The 17,107-nt window shown below is 73.9% G+C and carries 16 protein-coding genes and 2 tRNA genes; 6 read left to right on the top strand and 12 right to left on the bottom strand.

Annotated features, from left to right (window positions below):
- Positions 1-26: 26 nt before the first annotated feature.
- Positions 27-1,106 (top strand): trans-sulfuration enzyme family protein, encoded by a 1,080-nt coding sequence (locus tag ASF47_RS02090; RefSeq protein ID WP_056862342.1) that lies wholly within the window; start codon positions 27-29, stop codon positions 1,104-1,106.
- Between the two features lie 49 nt (positions 1,107-1,155).
- On the opposite strand, the gene ASF47_RS02085 is transcribed toward ASF47_RS02090, so the two are convergent.
- Together ASF47_RS02085 and ASF47_RS02080 are read right to left on the bottom strand one after the other, a co-directional pair.
- On the bottom strand, positions 1,156-2,175 hold the full coding sequence (locus ASF47_RS02085; protein ID WP_056862341.1) for an NAD(P)H-dependent glycerol-3-phosphate dehydrogenase: 1,020 nt from the start codon (positions 2,173-2,175) through the stop codon (positions 1,156-1,158).
- Positions 2,172-2,924, bottom strand: coding sequence for a lysophospholipid acyltransferase family protein (locus tag ASF47_RS02080; RefSeq protein WP_056862340.1), 753 nt, complete (start codon positions 2,922-2,924; stop codon positions 2,172-2,174). The genes ASF47_RS02085 and ASF47_RS02080 overlap by 4 nt, the downstream gene beginning before the upstream one ends.
- Positions 2,925-3,006: 82 nt before the next feature.
- Here ASF47_RS02080 and cofC point away from each other — a divergent pair, with 82 nt between their 5' ends.
- Positions 3,007-3,651: a 2-phospho-L-lactate guanylyltransferase gene (gene cofC / locus ASF47_RS02075; RefSeq protein ID WP_056862339.1), complete on the top strand. Its 645-nt coding sequence runs from the start codon at positions 3,007-3,009 to the stop codon at positions 3,649-3,651.
- Positions 3,652-3,727: 76 nt separating this feature from the next.
- Here cofC and ASF47_RS02070 read toward each other — a convergent pair whose 3' ends face one another.
- Positions 3,728-4,549: an alpha/beta fold hydrolase gene (locus tag ASF47_RS02070; RefSeq protein ID WP_200918919.1), complete on the bottom strand. Its 822-nt coding sequence runs from the start codon at positions 4,547-4,549 to the stop codon at positions 3,728-3,730.
- Between the two features lie 108 nt (positions 4,550-4,657).
- On the opposite strand from ASF47_RS02070, the gene ASF47_RS02065 reads away from it, so the two are divergent.
- On the top strand, positions 4,658-5,404 hold the full coding sequence (locus ASF47_RS02065) for a GNAT family N-acetyltransferase (RefSeq protein WP_056862338.1): 747 nt from the start codon (positions 4,658-4,660) through the stop codon (positions 5,402-5,404).
- Positions 5,405-5,473: 69 nt separating this feature from the next.
- On the opposite strand, the gene leuD is transcribed toward ASF47_RS02065, so the two are convergent.
- The gene (leuD, locus tag ASF47_RS02060; RefSeq protein ID WP_056862337.1) at positions 5,474-6,079 is read right to left on the bottom strand and encodes a 3-isopropylmalate dehydratase small subunit; all 606 of its coding nucleotides are present in this window, start codon (positions 6,077-6,079) and stop codon (positions 5,474-5,476) included.
- A 31-nt stretch (positions 6,080-6,110) separates the two neighbouring features.
- Entirely contained in the window at positions 6,111-7,526 is a 1,416-nt protein-coding gene (gene leuC, locus ASF47_RS02055; RefSeq protein ID WP_056862336.1) for a 3-isopropylmalate dehydratase large subunit, read from the bottom strand.
- A gap of 237 nt (positions 7,527-7,763) precedes the next feature.
- Here leuC and ASF47_RS02050 point away from each other — a divergent pair, with 237 nt between their 5' ends.
- A complete protein-coding gene (locus ASF47_RS02050; RefSeq protein WP_056862335.1) occupies positions 7,764-8,489 on the top strand; it encodes an IclR family transcriptional regulator in 726 nt (241 codons plus the stop codon).
- A gap of 255 nt (positions 8,490-8,744) precedes the next feature.
- Here the strand turns inward: ASF47_RS02050 and ASF47_RS02045 are convergent, their stop codons facing one another.
- Positions 8,745-9,224 carry a methylated-DNA--[protein]-cysteine S-methyltransferase gene (locus ASF47_RS02045; RefSeq protein ID WP_056862334.1) on the bottom strand — a complete coding sequence of 160 codons (480 nt, stop codon included), beginning with the start codon at positions 9,222-9,224 and terminating at the stop codon, positions 8,745-8,747.
- Position 9,225: 1 nt separating this feature from the next.
- A complete protein-coding gene (locus tag ASF47_RS02040) occupies positions 9,226-11,049 on the bottom strand; it encodes an AlkA N-terminal domain-containing protein (protein WP_235558581.1) in 1,824 nt (607 codons plus the stop codon).
- Between the two features lie 232 nt (positions 11,050-11,281).
- On the opposite strand from ASF47_RS02040, the gene ASF47_RS02035 reads away from it, so the two are divergent.
- Complete coding sequence (locus tag ASF47_RS02035) at positions 11,282-12,376, top strand: LCP family protein (protein WP_056862333.1); 1,095 nt, start codon at positions 11,282-11,284, stop codon at positions 12,374-12,376.
- Positions 12,377-12,447: 71 nt separating this feature from the next.
- On the opposite strand, the gene ASF47_RS02030 is transcribed toward ASF47_RS02035, so the two are convergent.
- From ASF47_RS02030 to ASF47_RS02010, 5 genes are all read right to left on the bottom strand, one after another.
- Positions 12,448-12,520 (bottom strand) — tRNA-Glu (locus ASF47_RS02030).
- A gap of 119 nt (positions 12,521-12,639) precedes the next feature.
- Positions 12,640-12,711, bottom strand: a tRNA-Gln gene (locus tag ASF47_RS02025).
- A 62-nt stretch (positions 12,712-12,773) separates the two neighbouring features.
- The gene (locus tag ASF47_RS02020; protein WP_056862332.1) at positions 12,774-13,736 is read right to left on the bottom strand and encodes a CPBP family intramembrane glutamic endopeptidase; all 963 of its coding nucleotides are present in this window, start codon (positions 13,734-13,736) and stop codon (positions 12,774-12,776) included.
- Positions 13,733-15,181: a glutamate--tRNA ligase gene (gltX, locus tag ASF47_RS02015; protein WP_056862895.1), complete on the bottom strand. Its 1,449-nt coding sequence runs from the start codon at positions 15,179-15,181 to the stop codon at positions 13,733-13,735. The genes ASF47_RS02020 and gltX overlap by 4 nt, the downstream gene beginning before the upstream one ends.
- 41 nt (positions 15,182-15,222) lie before the next feature.
- A complete protein-coding gene (locus ASF47_RS02010) occupies positions 15,223-16,032 on the bottom strand; it encodes a fumarylacetoacetate hydrolase family protein (protein WP_056862331.1) in 810 nt (269 codons plus the stop codon).
- A 118-nt stretch (positions 16,033-16,150) separates the two neighbouring features.
- Here ASF47_RS02010 and ASF47_RS02005 point away from each other — a divergent pair, with 118 nt between their 5' ends.
- Positions 16,151-17,020 carry a hypothetical protein gene (locus tag ASF47_RS02005; protein WP_056862330.1) on the top strand — a complete coding sequence of 290 codons (870 nt, stop codon included), beginning with the start codon at positions 16,151-16,153 and terminating at the stop codon, positions 17,018-17,020.
- The last annotated feature ends 87 nt before the right edge of the window (positions 17,021-17,107 follow it).

Below are 17,107 nucleotides of genomic sequence, written 5' to 3'. Positions count from 1 at the left end.
TGTCGCGTGACCCTAGTCTGGACGTCATGGCCGACCACCCCCAGCCCGCCGAGCTCCGCCCCTCCACCGTCGCCGTGACGGCCGGTCGCCCGCCGCGGGAGGCCGACCAGCCGCTCAACACCCCGATCACGATGGCGTCGACCTTCGTCGCCGGCGGGGACCGGGAGTACGGCCGCTGGGGCAACCCGACCTGGCAGGCCTTCGAGGAGGCCCTGGGCGCGCTCGAGGGCGGCCGGGCGCTGTCGTTCTCCTCGGGCCTGGCCGCGGTCGCCACCGTGCTCGACCTGGTCGGGCAGGGCGCGAAGGTCGTGGCCCCCCGCACCGCCTACAACGGCACGATCCTCCAGCTGGCCGACCTCGAGGCGCGCGGTCGCGTGGTCACCGACCTGGTCGCCGTCACCGACACCGCGGCCTGCGTGGCCGCCTGCGACGACGCGGCACTGGTGTGGCTGGAGTCGCCGACCAACCCCTCGCTCGAGGTCGCCGACATCGAGACGATCGCCGCAGCGGCCCACGAGGCCGGCGCCTACGTCGTCGTCGACAACACCTTCGCCACTCCTCTGCTGCAGCGGCCGCTGAGCCTGGGCGCCGACCTGGTGGTCCACTCGGCGACCAAGTACCTCGCCGGGCACAGCGACGCGCTCATGGGGGCGATCGTCACCGCCGACGACGAGCTCCTCAGCGTGCTCAAGGGCCGTCGCGACCTGCTCGGCGCCGTGCCCGGCACCCTCGAGGCCTACCTCGCTCTGCGCGGCCTGCGCACCCTGCACCTGCGCGTGGAGCGGGCCCAGGCCAACGCCGGGGAGCTGGCTCGACGGCTGCGCGAGCACCCCGCGGTCGGCGAGGTGCGCTACCCCGGCTTCGGCGGCATCGTGTCCATCGTGCTCGCCCAGGGAGCCCTCGCCGCCGACCTGCTGACCCGCAAGACCTCGCTGTGGGTCCACACCACCAGCCTCGGCGGTGTGGAGTCGACCTTCGAGCGCCGTCGTCGCTGGAAGTCGGAGCCCGCCAGCGTGCCCGACGCCCTGGTGCGGCTCTCCGTCGGCATCGAGGACGTCGATGACCTCTGGGCCGACCTGCGCCGGGCCCTGGACGACCTGGGCTGAGACCTGGCCAGGGCCGGGGACCGGGCCAGGACCGCCCGCGACGGGCGGGTCAGTCGGTCTCGGCCTTGGTGTCGCGGGCGATGAAGGAGTTCATCATCTCCTGCGTGGTCAGCCGGCCGGCCACGACGTCGTCGACGTGCTCGGCGATCGGGGCGTCGACGCCGTGGCTGGCCGCCAGCGCGCGCAGCGAGGAGCAGGACTTCGCGCCCTCGGCGACCTGGCGGGTGGAGGCGTAGATCTCCTCCACCGTCATGCCCTGGCCGAGCTTCTCCCCGAAGGTGCGGTTGCGCGAGAGCGGCGAGGAGCAGGTGGCGACGAGGTCGCCCAGGCCGGCCAGCCCCATGAGCGTGAGCGGGTTGGCGCCCAGGCGCGTGGCCAGGCGCGCGGTCTCGGCCAGCCCGCGCGTGATGAGGGACGCCGTGGTGTTGTCGCCGAAGCCCAGGCCGACCGCCATCCCGACGGCCAGGCCGATCACGTTCTTGTAGGCCCCGCCCAGCTCGCAGCCGACGACGTCGACCGAGGTGTAGGGGCGGAAGGCCGGTGAGTGGCAGCGCTGCTGCAGCCGCTTGGCCACCGACTCGTCGGCGCAGGCCACCACGGAGGCGGCCGGCTCGCGCCGCGCGATCTCCTTGGCCAGGTTGGGCCCGCTGATCACCGCGATCCGCTCGGGGCCGGCGCCGGTCTCCTGCGCGATCACCTCGCTCATCCGGTTGAGGGTGCCGAGCTCGACGCCCTTCATCAGCGACACCAGCACCGCGTCGTCCTCGACGTAGGGCGCCCAGGTCGCGAGGTTGGCCCGCAGGGTCTGCGAGGGCGTGGCCAGCACGACCACGTCCGCGCCGTGCAGCGCCTTCTCGACGTCGTGGGTCGCGCCGATGCCCGCGGGCAGCTCCACACCAGGGAGGTAGTCGACGTTCTCCCGGCTCTCGTTGATCGACTCCGCGACCTCCTCGCGACGCGCCCACACCGTCACGTCGTTGCCGGCGTCGGCGAGGACGATGGAGAACGACGTGCCCCACGAGCCGGCGCCGAGCACGGCGACCTTGCCGGAGCTGGAGCCGAGGGTCATGCGGAGTCCTTCCGGTGGGGGTGGTCCGCGCGGGCGCGGCGCAGGTCGAACCGTACGTCGGGGGCCCGCTCGCCGCGGACCTCCTCCACGAGGTGGGTGAGGGCGTCCATGATCCGCTCGGTCGCGCGGGCGACGGCCTCGGGGGTCGCGCCCTGGGCGACGAGGTCGGCGAGGTCGACCGGCTCCCCCACGAGCATCGTGACCCGCTTGCGCGGCACGAGGTGGGGCCGGTGGGAGTAGGGCGCCAGGATCTCCTGGGCCCCCCACTGGCCCACGGGCACGACCGGGCACCCGGTGGCCAGCGCGATCCGGGCCGCGCCGGTCTTGCCGGTCATCGGCCACAGCCCGGGGTCGCGGGTGATCGTGCCCTCGGGGTAGACGACCACGACCTCGCCCTGCTCGACCGCGCGCACGGCCGCGGCGTAGGCGCCGACGGCCTCCCGGCTGAGCCGCTCGACGGGGATCTGGCCCGTGGCCCGCATGATCCGACCCACGAAGCGGACGCGGAACAGGCCCGACTTGGCGAGGTAGCGCGGGACCCGGCCGTGGTCGTGCACCAGGTGGGCCGCGGTCAGCGGGTCGACGTGGGAGATGTGGTTGAGCACCAGCAGGCAGCCGCCCTCGGCGGGGATCCGCTCACCGCCGCGCCAGTCGCGGCGGGTCGTGGCGAGCAGGGCCGGCTTCACGACGGCCACCGCGAACCTCCAGGCTCCCCCCGGCGGACGGGCGTGCTTGCGGACGACACTCACAGGCGCACATTACTCGCCGGTGACCTCGGCCACACCGCAGGTGGGCCCCGGACGCGCCGTGGCTGCTGGGAGGATGGGGGCGATGTCCGTCCCTCCTGCGGTCCACGCCGTCCTGCTGCCCGTGAAGCCCCCGGCCGTGGGCAAGTCGCGCCTGCTCGGCGTCAGCGACGAGGGCCGCCGCGAGCTGGCGGAGGCCTTCGCGCTCGACACCGCCCGCGCGTGCGTGGCGGCGGCGCGGGTCGCGAGGGTGCTCGTGGCCACCGACGACGTCCGGCTCTCCCACGCGCTGGCGCGGTTGGGCTGCGCGGCGATCCCCGACGGCACCACCAGCGACCTCAACGCCACGCTGCGCCTCACGGCGGCCGAGGCGCGCCGTCGCTGGCCCGACCTCGAGCCCGTGGCGCTGTGTGCCGACCTGCCCGCCCTGCGACCCGGCGACCTCGACGCCGCGCTGGGAGCGCTCGTGCCCGGCGGGGCGTCGTTCGTGGCCGACGCCGACGGCGTCGGCACCACCCTCTACACCGCCCCCCACGCCGACTTCGCCCCGTCCTACGGCGAGGGGTCGCGCGAGGCCCACCTCGCGGCGGGCGCGCTGGCGGTGGGCGGCGACCTGGTCACCCTGCGCCGCGACGTCGACGACCTCGACGACCTCGCCGTCGCGCTCGGCCTCGGCGTCGGCCCGGCGACCTCGGTCGCGGCCCACCGGTGGGGCCTCGCCGCCGGCTGAGCCGCGCGGCCGCCGTCGGCGCCCGCGACGACGGCCCTCCCGCGGCTGCGGGAGGGCCGTCGTGGTGCGGGCAGGCTCAGCGGGCCAGGAAGTCCAGCACGGCCTTGTTGAACTCGGCGGCGTGGCTGACGTTGAAGCCGTGCGGGGCGTCGTCGACGACGACCAGCTCGGCGCCGTCGACGGCCTCGGCGGTGCGCTTGCCGGAGACCTCGAAGGGCACGGTGGCGTCACCGGAGCCGTGGATGACCAGGGTCGGCACCTTCACCTTGGCCAGGTCGGCGCGGAAATCGGTGCGGCCGAAGGCGCCGATGCAGTCGACCAGCGCCTTGTCCTCGGCCTTGGTCTCGAGGGCGAGCGCCTCCTGGCGCTGCTCCTCGGTCACCTTGAGGGTGCCGTCGACGGAGAAGAAGTCGGTGGTGAAGCCGTCGAGGAAGTTCTCCCGGTCGTCGCGGGCCCCCTGCTGCATCTCCTGCACGGCCTCCTCGGGCAGGCCGCCGTCGGGGTTGTCGTCGGTCTTGAGCAGGTAGGGCGGGACCGCGGCGGCGAAGACGGCCGAGTGGACGCGCTCGTCGCCGTAGGTGCCGAGGTAGCGGGCGATCTCGCCGCCGCCCATCGAGAAGCCGACGAGGGTGACGTCGGAGAGGTCGAGGCCGTCGAGCAGGCCCTTGAGGTCGGCGGCGAAGGTGTCGTAGTCGTAGCCCTCGCCGGGCTTGTCGGAGTCGCCGAAGCCGCGCCGGTCGTAGGTGACGACGCGGTAACCCGCGTCGGTGAGCGCGGGCAGCTGCTCCGACCACGAGGCGCCGCTGAGGGGCCACCCGTGGATGAGGACGACCGGGCGGCCGGTGCCGCCGGTGTCGGTGTACTCGAGGGTGATGCCGTTGCTGGGGATCGTGGTCACGACGTGTGCCTTTCGTGGGTGACGTCTGTCTCCCCTCCATGGTTCGTCGCGACCCGGACGAATGGTCCCGCTCACTGGGGTGAGTGACCGCTGCCTAGGGTGAGGCGGGTGCACCCCGCCACCGCCGCCGCCGTCGACCGCTCCTACGCCCGCGTCTTCGGCGTCGACGAGGAGGACCTCTGGTGCGACCTCACGGTGCGCACGCACCGCCGGCTCGGCGACTACCCGGGCTGGTACGTCGCCTGGCGCGGCGAGGGCGTCCACGTCTCCTCCCCCGTCGACGCCCCGGCCGTCGACGCCGGCATGCTCGCCGGCTGCGAGATCCCCGAGCTGCAGGACGTCGCCTTCTGGCGCCGCTTCGCCGACGAGCGTGGTCTGCGGCTGGTGGGGCCCGCGACCCACACCTACCTCGACGCCGACCCCCTCGCCCGGGGTGGGCGGGTCGGCGACGGACCCGCGGACGGGGACGGGGCTGGAGACGGGGACGGGGTCGTGGCGCTGGACGCCGCGCAGCGCGAGCAGCTGCGCACCACGGTGCCGGCCGCCGACTGGGAGGAGGCCGGCTGGGCCGACCGCCCCGCCCTGGCGTGGGGTCTCGTCGTCGAGGGCCGGGTCGTCGCCGCGGCCAACCTCCGGCCCGTGGACGGCGCACCGCTCGACGTCGGCGTGCTGGTGGCGCCGGCGCACCGCGGGCGCGGTCTCGCCGAGCGGGTCGGGCGCCACGCCGCGTCGTGGGCGGTGCGCCACCACGGCCACGCCCGGTGGAGCAGCCGCGACGACAACGCCGCCTCGCTGGCGACGGCCCGCCGGATCGGCTTCGAGACCTGGTGCGCGCAGGTCGCCGTACGCCCCTGACGCGCGCGACCCCGCCCGCGGGTGCGGACGGGGTCGCGGCGGTGGTGCGTGGGTGGTGCCCGGTCGGGCTCAGGCGTGGAGGGTGGCGGGCTTCCAGCGGGGGCGGGTCTGCTCGTAGGCCGTGATGTCGTCGGCGTGCCCGAGGGTGATGCCGATGTCGTCGAGGCCCTCGAGCAGGCGCCAGCGGGTGTAGTCGTCGATGTCGAAGGAGTCCTCGATCGCGTCGGGGCCCTCGCCGGCGCGCACGGTGCGCGACTCGAGGTCGACGGTGACGGTGGCGCCGGGCTGGGCCTCGAGCAGGTCCCAGAGCTTCTGGACGACCTTCTCGTCGACCTGGGCGGCCAGCAGGCCCGCCTTGCCGGAGTTGCCGCGGAAGATGTCGGCGAAACGGGAGGAGACCACGGCCTTGAAGCCGTAGTTCTGCAGCGCCCAGACGGCGTGCTCGCGCGAGGAGCCGGTGCCGAAGTCGGGGCCGGCGACGAGCACCGAGCAGCCGGCGTAGGCCGGGTCGTTGAGCACGAAGTCGGGGTCGTTGCGCCACGCGGAGAACAGCCCGTCCTCGAAGCCCGAGCGCGTCACGCGCTTGAGGTAGACCGCGGGGATGATCTGGTCGGTGTCGACGTTGCTGCGGCGCAGCGGCACGCCGACGCCGGTGTGCTGGGTGAACTTGTCCATCGGAGGCCTTTCAGGTCGGGCGAGGTCGGCGTCAGGCGAGGTCGGCGGGCGAGGACAGGGTGCCGCGCACCGCGGTCGCGGCGGCGACGGGGACCGACACCAGGTGGGTGCGCCCGCCCTTGCCCTGCCGGCCCTCGAAGTTGCGGTTGGAGGTCGACGCGCTGCGCTCGCCGGGCTGCAGGGTGTCGGGGTTCATGCCCAGGCACATCGAGCAGCCTGCGCCGCGCCACTCGGCGCCGGCGTCCTTGAAGACGACGTCGAGGCCCTCCTGCTCGGCCTGCAGGCGCACCCGCACCGAGCCCGGCACGACCAGCAGCCGGGTGTCGGGGTCGACCGTGCGGCCCTTGATGATCTCGGCGGCCAGGCGCAGGTCCTCGATGCGGCCGTTGGTGCAGGAGCCGACGAAGACGGTGTCCACCTTGACCTCGCGCATCGGGGTGCCGGCCTCGAGGCCCATGTACTCCAGGGCCTTCTGGGCCGCGACGCGGTCGGACTCGTCGTCGTAGGACGCCGGGTCGGGCACCGCCGAGCCGAGCGGGACGCCCTGGCCGGGGTTGGTGCCCCAGGTGACGAAGGGCGTCATCTCCGCGGCGTCGAGGACGATCTCCTTGTCGTACTCCGCGTCGTCGTCGGTGACGAGGGTCTTCCAGTGGGCGACCGCGGCGTCCCAGTCCTCGCCCTTCGGCGCCTCGGGACGGCCCTCGATGTAGTCGAACGTGGTCTGGTCGGGTGCGATGAGACCGGCCTTGGCGCCCCACTCGATGCTCATGTTGCACACCGTCATCCGGCCCTCCATCGAGAGCTCCTCGATGGCCTGGCCGCGGTACTCCACGATGTAGCCCTGGCCGCCGCCGGTGCCGGTGTGCGCGATGAGGGTCAGCACCATGTCCTTGGCGGTGACGCCCGCGGGGAGGCTGCCGTTGATCGTGACCGCCATGGTCTTGGGCTTGGCCTGCATGAGCGTCTGGGTGGCCAGCACGTGCTCGACCTCCGAGGTGCCGATGCCGAAGGCGATCGCTCCGAAGGCGCCGTGGGTGCTGGTGTGGGAGTCGCCGCACACGATGGTCATGCCGGGCTGGGTCAGGCCCAGCTGCGGGCCCACGACGTGCACGATGCCCTGCTCGATGTCACCGAGGGGGTGCAGCCGCACCCCGAACTCCTCGGCGTTGCGGCGCAGCGTGTCGACCTGGGTCTTGGAGACCGGGTCGGCGATCGGCTTGTCCCAGTCGACGGTCGGGACGTTGTGGTCCTCGGTGGCCAGGGTCAGGTCGGGGCGACGCACCTGGCGACCGGCGAGGCGGAGCCCGTCGAAGGCCTGCGGGGAGGTCACCTCGTGGATGAGGTGGAGGTCGATGAAGAGGAGGTCGGGCTCCCCCTCGGTCGAGCGGACGACGTGCTCGTCCCAGACCTTCTCGGCCAACGTCCTGGCGGTGCGGGTGGCACCCATGGCTCACTCCCTCGTGACGACTGCAGTGCGGTGCGGCACGGCGACAGGCGTCGCCGGCGGGAGGACCAGCGTACGACGCCCGTCCCATTGTGTGAGACTCGGGTCTTGGCATCCGAGACGCAGGCGGCGTCGGGTCCGCCGGGGCGCGGCACGCCCACCCACGGTGTAGGCCAGGTCACAGCACCGACTTGGCGCCGGGAGGTTGCATCCCATGATCTGAGACGCGAGTATTGCCATATGGACACCAGCGGAGTGGGCGTGCTCGACAAGGCCGCCATCGTCCTGACCGCTCTCGAGGCCGGGCCGGCCACCCTGGCCGGCCTCGTCACCGCCACAGGACTGGCCCGGCCCACGGCGCACCGCCTCGCCGTGGCGCTCGAGCACCACCGGCTGGTGGCCCGCGACATGCAGGGCCGCTTCGTGCTGGGACCGCGTCTGGCCGAGCTCTCGGCCGCCGCCGGCGAGGACCGCCTGCTGGCCACCGCGGGCCCCGTGCTCGCGCGGCTGCGCGACATCACCGGGGAGTCGGCCCAGCTGTGGCGCCGCCAGGGCGAGCACCGCGTGTGCGTGGCCGCCGCCGAGCGACCCTCCGGCCTGCGCGACACCATCCCCGTCGGCTCGCAGCTCACGATGCGCGCCGGCTCGGCCGCCCAGGTGCTGCTGGCCTGGGAGGACCCCGAGCGGATGCACCGCGGCCTGCAGAACGCCGCCTACTCCGCCGCCGCTCTCTCCGGCATCCGCCGCCGCGGCTGGGCCCAGTCGGTCGGCGAGCGCGAGCAGGGCGTCGCCTCGGTCTCCGCGCCGGTGCGCTCCCCCAGCGGCAAGATCATCGCCGCCGTCTCCGTCTCCGGCCCCCTCGAGCGGCTCTCCCGCCAGCCCGGCCGCATGCACGCCCCCGCCGTCCTCGCCGCCGCCGAGCGGCTCTCCGAGTCGCTGCGGCGGGCTGCGGCCGAGTCGGCCTGACCCGCTGCGGGTTTCGCCAGCCGGCTGGCGAAACCCGCACCTGTCGGCCCGCGCGTGGGCCGACAAGTGCGGGTCCGGGCCGACAGGTGTGACGCATGGGGTATGCGGGGCGTGCCGCGCCGCTCCCCGCGCCGCTCGCGGGTTTCACCGGCCGGCTGGCGAAACCCGCACCTGTCGGCCCGCGCGTGGGCTGATGAGTGCGGGTCCGGGCCGACAGGTGTGACGGGTGGGGCGTGTGGGACGGGCGCGAGCGGCTCAGAACAGGCCGGGCCGCTCGAGGCCCAGGAGGAGCTGCTTGCGCTCGAGGCCGCCGGCGTAGCCGGTGAGGCTGCCGTCGGCGCCGATCACGCGGTGGCACGGGATGACGATCGGGATCGGGTTGCGCCCGTTGGCCAGTCCGACGGCGCGCGAGGCGGCGTTCGTCATGCCCAGCCGGTGGGCGACCTGACCGTACGACGCGGTCTCGCCGAAGCCGATCTCGCGCAGCGCGGCCCACACCCGCTGCTGGAAGTCGCTGCCCACCGGGGCGAGCGGGAGGTCGAAGGCGGTCAGCCGGCCGGCGAAGTACGCCGAGAGCTGCGCGACGGTCGCGGCGAGGACCGGGTGGTCGTCGTCGCGCTCCCCGCGGTCGTGACCGGTGGCGTCGCTCCACGGGGCGAACTCGATCGCGCTCAGCGCGCCCCCGGTCTCGACCAGGCGCAGCGGCCCGACCGGGGTGTCGGTCTCGGTCCACATCTCAGGGCTCCTCGGTGGTCGTGGCGGTGCTCGTGGCGGTGCTCGTGGCGGTGCTCGTGGCGGTGCTCGTGGGGGTGGTCGTGGGGGTGGTCGCGGCGGCGCTCCTGGCGCGACTCGCGGCCGGGCTCGCGGCGGGGCTCGCGGCGGGGCTCGCGGCGGGGCTCGCGGCCCGGCTCGCGGCCCGGCTCGCGGCGCCCGTGGTGACGGCGGCGGCGCGGGCGTCCGCCGGAGGGGCGGGTGCGGCCGGCGTTATGAGGGTGTCCCACAGGTACATCAGCGCGTAGGAGCGCCAGGGCCGCCACCGCTCGGCCGCCTCGATCGTGGCGACCGGGTCGTGGCCCAGACGCCGCAGCGCGTTGCGGACGCCGAGGTCGGTGGGCAGGAAGACGTCGGGGTCGCCCAGGGCGCGCATGGCGACGTAGTCGGCGGTCCAGGGACCGATGCCGGGCAGCGCCACCATCGCCTTCCAGACCTCGGCCCGCGCGGTGCCGCGGTCGAGCGCGAGGTGGCCCGGGGCCAGGGCGCCGGCGAGGGCGACGAGGGCCCGGCCGCGGGCGCGCGGCATCGGGAGCGTCTCGGGGTCGGCGGCGGCGAGCGCCGCGGAGCTGGGGAAGAGGTGGGTCAGCCCCGGGGTCGAGGTGCGCACGACGCGTCCGTGCTCGGCCACAACGCGGCCGGTGACGGTGCGCGCGCCGGTCACGCTGACCTGCTGGCCGATCACGGTGCGGATCGCGGTCTCCGGGCCGTCCACCTGCCCGGGCACCCGCAGACCCGGCGTGGCCCGCACCAGGGGGCCCAGCACGGGGTCCTCGGCCAGGTGCTCGGCGACCGGCAGCGGGTCGCAGTCGGCGTCGACGAGCCGGCGGGCCCGCTCGAGGGCGGCGGTCGTGTCGCGCAGGTCGCTGAGGGCGAGGGTCACCGGCACGAGCACGGTCTCCCCCGCCGGCGCGGCGTCGAGGGCCGGGTCGAGGTCGAGGCGCAGCGTGCCGTGCCCGTGGGGCAGGTCGAGCGTGCGGGCGTACCACCCCGGCCCGGAGACCTCGACGCCCGGCACGAGGTGGTAGGCCAGGAAGGCCAGCAGCGCCTGGCCCGCGAAGGGCGTGCGTACGGCGAGCCGCAGCCCCACGACCGCGAGGGCCACCGGGCCCTCCGCGCCCCGCGAGCCGGACGGGTCCCCGCCCTCCACGCCGCCCGCCCCGCCCACGTCTCCCGCACGGCCCGCACCGCCCGCGCCGCCCGCGCCGCCGGCACGTCGGCCCGCACCGCGCAGCTGCGACGGGGTCGCGGCGTAGACCGCGCGCACCGTGTCGTTGAACTGCCGCACGCTGGAGAAGCCGGCGGCGAAGGCGACGTCGGCCAGCCCGAGGTCGGTGGTCTCCACCAGCACCCGCGCGGTCTGCGCCCGCCGTGCCCGGGCGAGGGCCAGCGGGCCGGCGCCGAGCTCGGCGGTGAGCAGACGGGTCAGGTGGCGCGGGGTGTAGCCCAGGCGGGCGGCGAGACCATCGACGCCCTCCCTGTCGACGACACCGTCGGAGATCAGCCGCATGGCCCGCCCGGCGACGTCGGCGGCGACGTCCCACTGCGGGCTGCCCGGCACGGCGTCGGGCAGGCACCGCTTGCAGGCGCGGTAGCCGGCGGCCTGGGCCGAGGCCGCACTGCGGTGGAAGGTGACGTTGCCGGGCGCCGGGGTGCGGGCGGGGCAGGAGGGACGACAGTAGATGCCGGTGGTGCGCACCGCGGTCCAGAACATCCCGTCGAAGCGGCGGTCGCGTGACTTCACCGCGCCGTAGCAGGACGCGGGGTCGAGGTCGCTGGGCGGGGTCACGTGCTCATCATGGCCGATGCCCGGTGGCCGGACCGGCGGGAATCGGACACGGCGGGAGCCCGCCCGTGCAGGGGCCTGCGACGATGGTGGGGTGAATCACGACACGACACCGCCCGCGGGCTCCGACCCCGCGGCCGAGGCGCCCTCCCAAACGGCGCCGCATCGCGGGCGGCGTCGCCGCCCGGGCCGCACCCGCACCGGCGCCGCAGCCGCTGGAGGAGGCCACCGCACGATGGCGCGTCGCCACCGGCGCACGGTCCTGCGGGTCGTGCTGACCACCCAGCTGTGCCTGGCCCTGCTGACCGCCGCCGCGGTGACCCTGGCCTACCAGCGCCTCGACGACAACATCGCGGCCGGCAGCGCCATCCCCCACGTCGTGGAGAAGGAGGACGTCGCCGACGACGCCCCGCTGGAGCCGCTCAACATCCTGGTGATGGGCTCCGACAACCGCGACGGCGAGGGCAACGACATCGACGGGCTCACCGGCGGCGGCCAGCGCGCCGACACCACGATCCTGGTGCACGTCTCGGCCGACCGCCAGGAGGCCTACGGCGTGAGCCTGCCCCGCGACGCGATCGTGGACCGCCCCGCGTGCCGCGTCGACGGAGAGGAGATCCCCGGCGCCGAGGCGGCGATGTTCAACACCGCCTTCGCCGTGGGCGGCCCGCTGTGCACCGTGCAGACCGTCGAGCAGCTCACGGGCATCTACATCGACCACTTCGTGGTCCTCGACTTCAACGGCTTCAAGGACATGGTCGACGCCGTCGACGGGGTGGAGGTCTGCATCCCCAAGGACGTCGACGACCCCGAGCACGACATCTACTTCAACGCCGGCGTCCAGGAGCTCGAGGGCCAGCAGGCCCTCAACTACGTGCGTGAGCGCACGGTGCTGTCGTCGACCGGCGACATCGGCCGGATGAAGCGCCAGCAGGCCTTCATCGCCTCCATGGTCAACAAGGTCTTCTCCGCCGGCACCCTCACCCGCGTCGACCGCGTCTACCAGTTCCTCAAGGCCGCCACCGACTCCATCGAGGTCGACGACCAGATCGACAGCCTGCGCGACCTGACCCAGCTGGCTCGCCAGTTCCGCGACACCGGCCTGACCAAGATCCGCTTCATCAGCGTGCCGTTCGAGGCCTACGAGCCCGATCCCAACCGTCTGGTCTGGACCGCGGAGGCCGACGCGCTGTGGAAGCGGATCAAGGCCGACGAGTCGCTGGGCCGCGAGTTCCGCGGGGGCGCCATCTCCGCCGCCGACCCGGTCGACGGCGCCGGGGGCTCGGAGCAGGACGCCGAGGAGGCCGCGGCCGCCGGGCTCTGCGCCTGAGGGCACCTCGGACGGACCCGTCCGAGAACGACGAAGGCCCGGCTCCGAGGAGCCGGGCCTTCGTCTGCTTGTACCCCCGACCGGATTCGAACCGGCGCTACCGCCGTGAGAGGGCGGCGTGCTAGGCCGCTACACAACGGGGGCCTTGCGGTGCTGCTGGGATCTGCCTCGCGGCGTCTCCCTGACAACTCGCGGAACGTTAGCCGAAGCTCCCGTCTCGCACAAAATCGCGGCCTCGCGGCCGCGATCCTGCCGGTTGTCAGCTGGGATACTAGGACTCGAACCTAGAATAACTGGACCAGAACCAGTCGTGTTGCCAATTACACCATATCCCAATCGCAGTCGACCCGAGCTCGTCGGACCTGCTGCTCGGCCCGTCTCCGGGCCGGACAAAACATTACACGGGACGTCTGGAGCCGACCAAGTCGAGGCGCGCGGAGACCCGCTCGACGCCCTGACGGCGGGCCGCGGCGAGGGTCAGCGCGAGGAAGACCAGCGACTGCGTGAGCGTCACGGGGATGCTCCACCAGCTCCCACCGGTGGGGTTGAGCGCGGAGGTCATGTCACCGAAGGCCAGGGCCAGGCCATAGGCGAAGAAGTTGTTGAGCACGTGCATCGCGATGCCCGCCTCGAGCCCGCCGGTGAGCACCACCAGGGCGCCCGCGACCAGGCCGAAGGCGAAGCGGTCGAAGAAGATCGGCAGGTCCTGGCCCAGCCCGTGGGCCAGGGCGAACAGCAGCGCCGGCACGACGACGGCGACCCAGCGCTGGCGCACGAGCCCGCCGCAGACCTGGGTGAGGTAGCCGCGGAACGCGTACTCCTCCCCCGCCGCCTGCAGCGGGGTCAGCAGCACGATCACCAGCAGGAAGTCGCGGGTGGTGCGCGAGAAGTCGTTGACCTGCCCGCTGACCTGCGTGCTCTCGCCCTGGGCGGGCAGCACGGCCGAGACCACCAGGGTCGCCACCAGTGCCAGCAGCGCCAGCCCCAGGCAGGTGGCGAACCAGCGCCACCGGATGCGCGGACGCACCGAGGCCAGCCAGCCCGGCCGCAGCCGGTGCACGCTCCACAGCACCAGCCACGTCGCCGGGATCGCCGCGGCCCACCCGAGGTTGACCACGGCGAGGAAGACCGGGGTGACCTCGTCGGCGCCCGACAGCCGTCTCGAGGCCTCGGCGCCGTCGACGCCGGTGAGCAGCAGGTAGACGCTGAGCACCGAGACGACGACCACCTGGGCCAGCAGCACGAGGGCCACCAGGGCCACCACGCCGACGAGGGGGCGCCACGCCCCCGGCCGACCGGCGCGCAGCAGCCGCTGGTACTCCAGCGGCTCCGGCGTACGGGCGGGGGCGAGGTCGCTCACGCGCCCAGCGCCCCCTCCAGGCGGGCCAGGCCGCGCTCGCGACCGAGCAGCTCGAGGCTCTCGAAGAGCGGCGGGGAGACCCTGCGGCCGGTCACCGCGACGCGCACCGGCCCGAAGGCGTGGCGGGGCTTGAGACCCATCTGGTCGACCAGGCGCGTCTGCAGCGCCTCCTGGATGGCGGCCGTCGACCACTGCTCCAGACCGGCCAGGGCGTCGTGGGAGGCCTGCACGACCGCGCGGCCGTCGTCGGTGGCCACCAGCTTCTCGACGTCGGCGGGGTCGCGGGTGAAGTCGGCCTCCTCGACGAAGAGGAAGCCGAGCATGTCGACGGCCTCGGTGAGCTTGTTGATCCGCTCGGCGACCAGCGGCATCGCCAGCTCGAGCAGCTGCGCGTCGGCGTCGCCCACCGGGTCGGACACGACGCCGGCGGCCTTGAGGAAGGGCAGCGCGCGGTGGGCGATGTCCTCGGTGGAGAGCAGCCGCATGTGGGAGCTGTTGATCGCGTCGGCCTTCTTGAGGTCGAAGCGGGCGGGGTTGGGGTTGACGTCGCCGATCTCGAAGGCCTCGACCATCTCCTCCAGCGTGAAGACGTCACGGTCGGCGGCGATCGCCCAGCCGAGGAGGGCGACGTAGTTGAGCAGGCCCTCGGGCAGGAACCCGGCCTCGCGGTAGCCCAGGGCGTTGGCCTCGGGGTCGCGCTTGCTGAGCTTCTTGTTGCCCTGGCCCATGACGTAGGGCAGGTGGCCGAAGTACGGCGCGCCCGTGCCGATGCCGACGTCGGCCAGGGCGGCGTAGAGCGCGATCTGGCGCGGGGTGCTGGAGAGCAGGTCCTCGCCGCGCAGCACGTGGGTGATCTCCATGAGCGCGTCGTCGACGGGGTTGACCAGCGTGTAGAGCGGGTCGCCGTTGGCGCGGGCCAGCGCGTAGTCGGGCACGTGGTCGGAGTGGAAGGTGATCGTGCCGCGCACGAGGTCGTCGAAGGCGATCTCGCCGTCGGGCATCTTGAAGCGCACGACGGCCGAGCGGCCCTCGGCCTCGAAGGCCGCGACCTGCTCGGCGGTCAGGTCGCGGCAGAAGCGGTCGTAGCCCAGGATCTTCGAGCCCGACGCCTTGCGGCGCGCGTCGATCTCCTCGGTGGTGCAGAAGCAGCGGTAGGTGTGCCCGGCCTCGGCCAGGCGGGCCAGGGCGTCGACGTAGAGGTGACCGCGCTGCGACTGCAGGTAGGGCCCGTGGTCGCCGCCGACCTCGGGCCCCTCGTCCCAGCCCAGGCCGAGCCAATGGAAGAGGTCCACGAGGGCGTCGTAGGACTCCTGGGTGTTACGGGCGGTGTCGGTGTCCTCGATGCGGAAGACGAACGTGCCGCCGTGGTGGCGCGCGAAGGCCCAGTTGTAGAGCGCGGTGCGGACCAGGCCGACGTGCGGGCTGCCGGTGGGGCTCGGGGCCATCCGCACGCGGACGGGACGGTCGGTGCCGGGGGTCGTGGTGCTCAACGCTGTGCCACCTTGTTCGTGAGGGTGCCGAGGCCGGCGATCGAGATCTCCACCTCGTCGCCCACCTCCATCGGACCGACGCCCTCGGGGGTGCCGGTGAGGATGACGTCGCCCGGGAGCAGCGTCATGACGCTGGAGACGTGGGCCACCAGCGCGGGGATGTCGAAGATCATGTCGGCGGTCGAGCCGTCCTGGACGGTCTCGCCGTTGAGGAAGGTCTGCACCGACACCCCGTCCTTGAAGTGCTGCGGGTCGAGGTCGGTCTCGATCCACGGCCCCAGCGGGCAGAAGGAGTCGAAGCCCTTCGCGCGGGTGAACTGCACGTCGGAGCGCTGCAGGTCGCGCGCGGTCACGTCGTTGGCGATGGTGTAGCCGTGGATGACGTCGGTGGCCTGCTCGGGCGGCACGTCGCGGCAGATGCGGCCGATGACCACGGCCAGCTCGCCCTCGTAGTGCAGCTCACGGGTCTGGCGGGGGTAGAAGATCGGGTCGCCCGGGCCCACCACGCTGGTGTTGGGCTTGAGGAACATCAGCGGCTCCTCGGGCAGGTCGTGGCCCAGCTCGGCGGCGTGGGCGGCGTAGTTGCGCCCGATGCCGACGACCTTGCTGCGCGGCAGCACCGGCGCGAGCAGGCGCACGTCGGAGAGCCTGTGCTCCTGGTCGAGCAGCTTGACGCCGACGTAGAGCGGGTCGCCGGCCAGGGCCACGACGACGCTGTCCTCGTCGGGCTGACCGAACTCGTCCACCTCCCCCGTCACGACGCCGTAGAGAGGGTCTTCGCCGGTGGTGAATCTCGCGATGCGCACCCCTCGACCCTAGCGAGGCGGGCCGTGCGGGGCCGAACCCGAGGCGCCCCTTCGACCGGCCTCCTCGACTGGCCTCCTCGACTGGGCCCTCGACGACGAGCCGCGGATAATCGGCACGGTGACCCCGACCGCGCAGCCGCTCGTGCTCGACGAGGACACCTGGCGCGCACGGGCCGCCGCCCACGCCGAGCGGGTCGACGCCTTCCTCGCCCCTCACCTCGCGCGGCGCGGGGCCAGCGTCAAGCACCCCGTGCACGACTTCCTCTTCACCTACTACTCCCAGCGCCCGGCCCAGCTGCGCCGCTGGCACCCCGGCTTCGGAGCCGCGCTCGGGGGCGACGCCACGGCGTACGCCGGGCTCAAGGGGTACGCCGGGGACCCGCCGGCCGTCGGCGTGGAGCACGTGGCGGCCCAGCGCCCGCTGCTCGCGGCGCTGCGCCGCCTGCTGGCCGCGACCGCGGCGCGGCCGGCCGCCTTCGGCTGCTTCGGGCTGCACGAGTGGGCGATGGTGCACCGCGCCGACGAGACCCGCCACGACTGGCCGCTGCGGCTGGGCCGCGAGGGCACCGACGCGGTGGTGGAGTCGCACCGCATCACCTGCACCCACTTCGACGCCTTCCGCTTCTTCACCCCCACCGCGACCCCGCTCAACACCCTCGCGCCGAGCGCCGCCGACCGGCCCGACTTCGAGCAGCCCGGCTGCCTGCACGCCGGGATGGACCTCTACAAGCACGCCTTCCGGCTCACGCCGATGATCTGCTCCGACCTCGTCGCCGACTGCTTCGAGCTGGCCCGCGACATCCGCGAGCTCGACATGCGGGCCGCGCCCTACGACCTGGCCGACCTCGGCTTCGAGCCCGTGCGCATCGAGACCGCCGAGGGCAAGGCCGCCTACGTCGCCGCGCAGCGCAGCTTCAGCGAGCGCGGTGCGCCGCTGCGGGCGCGACTGCTCGGCGAGGTCGAGCGACTCCTGGCCGTCGGGGACTGAGGTCCCCGACGGTCGCCGGGTCGGCGTGGGCGGCGGTGGTCGAGCAGGGAGGAGCGTCAGCGACGACCGTCTCGCGCGGGAGGCGGT

It is taken from the genome of Nocardioides sp. Leaf285 (assembly GCF_001422955.1).
Classification (GTDB): Bacteria; Actinomycetota; Actinomycetes; order Propionibacteriales; family Nocardioidaceae; genus Nocardioides; species Nocardioides kribbensis.
Note: the sequence above shows the minus strand (reverse complement) of the source record. Positions and strands in the feature narration are given on the sequence as shown.

What these genes read in the sequence shown, in the direction of transcription:
- ASF47_RS02090 (WP_056862342.1), top strand. Translation starts at nt 27, where the DNA reads ATGGCCGACCACCCCCAGCCCGCCGAGCTCCGCCCCTCCACCGTCGCC.
- ASF47_RS02085 (WP_056862341.1), bottom strand. Translation starts at nt 2,175, where the DNA reads ATGACCCTCGGCTCCAGCTCCGGCAAGGTCGCCGTGCTCGGCGCCGGC.
- cofC (WP_056862339.1), top strand. Translation starts at nt 3,007, where the DNA reads ATGTCCGTCCCTCCTGCGGTCCACGCCGTCCTGCTGCCCGTGAAGCCC.
- leuD (WP_056862337.1), bottom strand. Translation starts at nt 6,079, where the DNA reads ATGGACAAGTTCACCCAGCACACCGGCGTCGGCGTGCCGCTGCGCCGC.
- leuC (WP_056862336.1), bottom strand. Translation starts at nt 7,526, where the DNA reads ATGGGTGCCACCCGCACCGCCAGGACGTTGGCCGAGAAGGTCTGGGAC.
- ASF47_RS02050 (WP_056862335.1), top strand. Translation starts at nt 7,764, where the DNA reads ATGGACACCAGCGGAGTGGGCGTGCTCGACAAGGCCGCCATCGTCCTG.
- ASF47_RS02045 (WP_056862334.1), bottom strand. Translation starts at nt 9,224, where the DNA reads ATGTGGACCGAGACCGACACCCCGGTCGGGCCGCTGCGCCTGGTCGAG.
- ASF47_RS02035 (WP_056862333.1), top strand. Translation starts at nt 11,282, where the DNA reads ATGGCGCGTCGCCACCGGCGCACGGTCCTGCGGGTCGTGCTGACCACC.
- gltX (WP_056862895.1), bottom strand. Translation starts at nt 15,181, where the DNA reads ATGGCCCCGAGCCCCACCGGCAGCCCGCACGTCGGCCTGGTCCGCACC.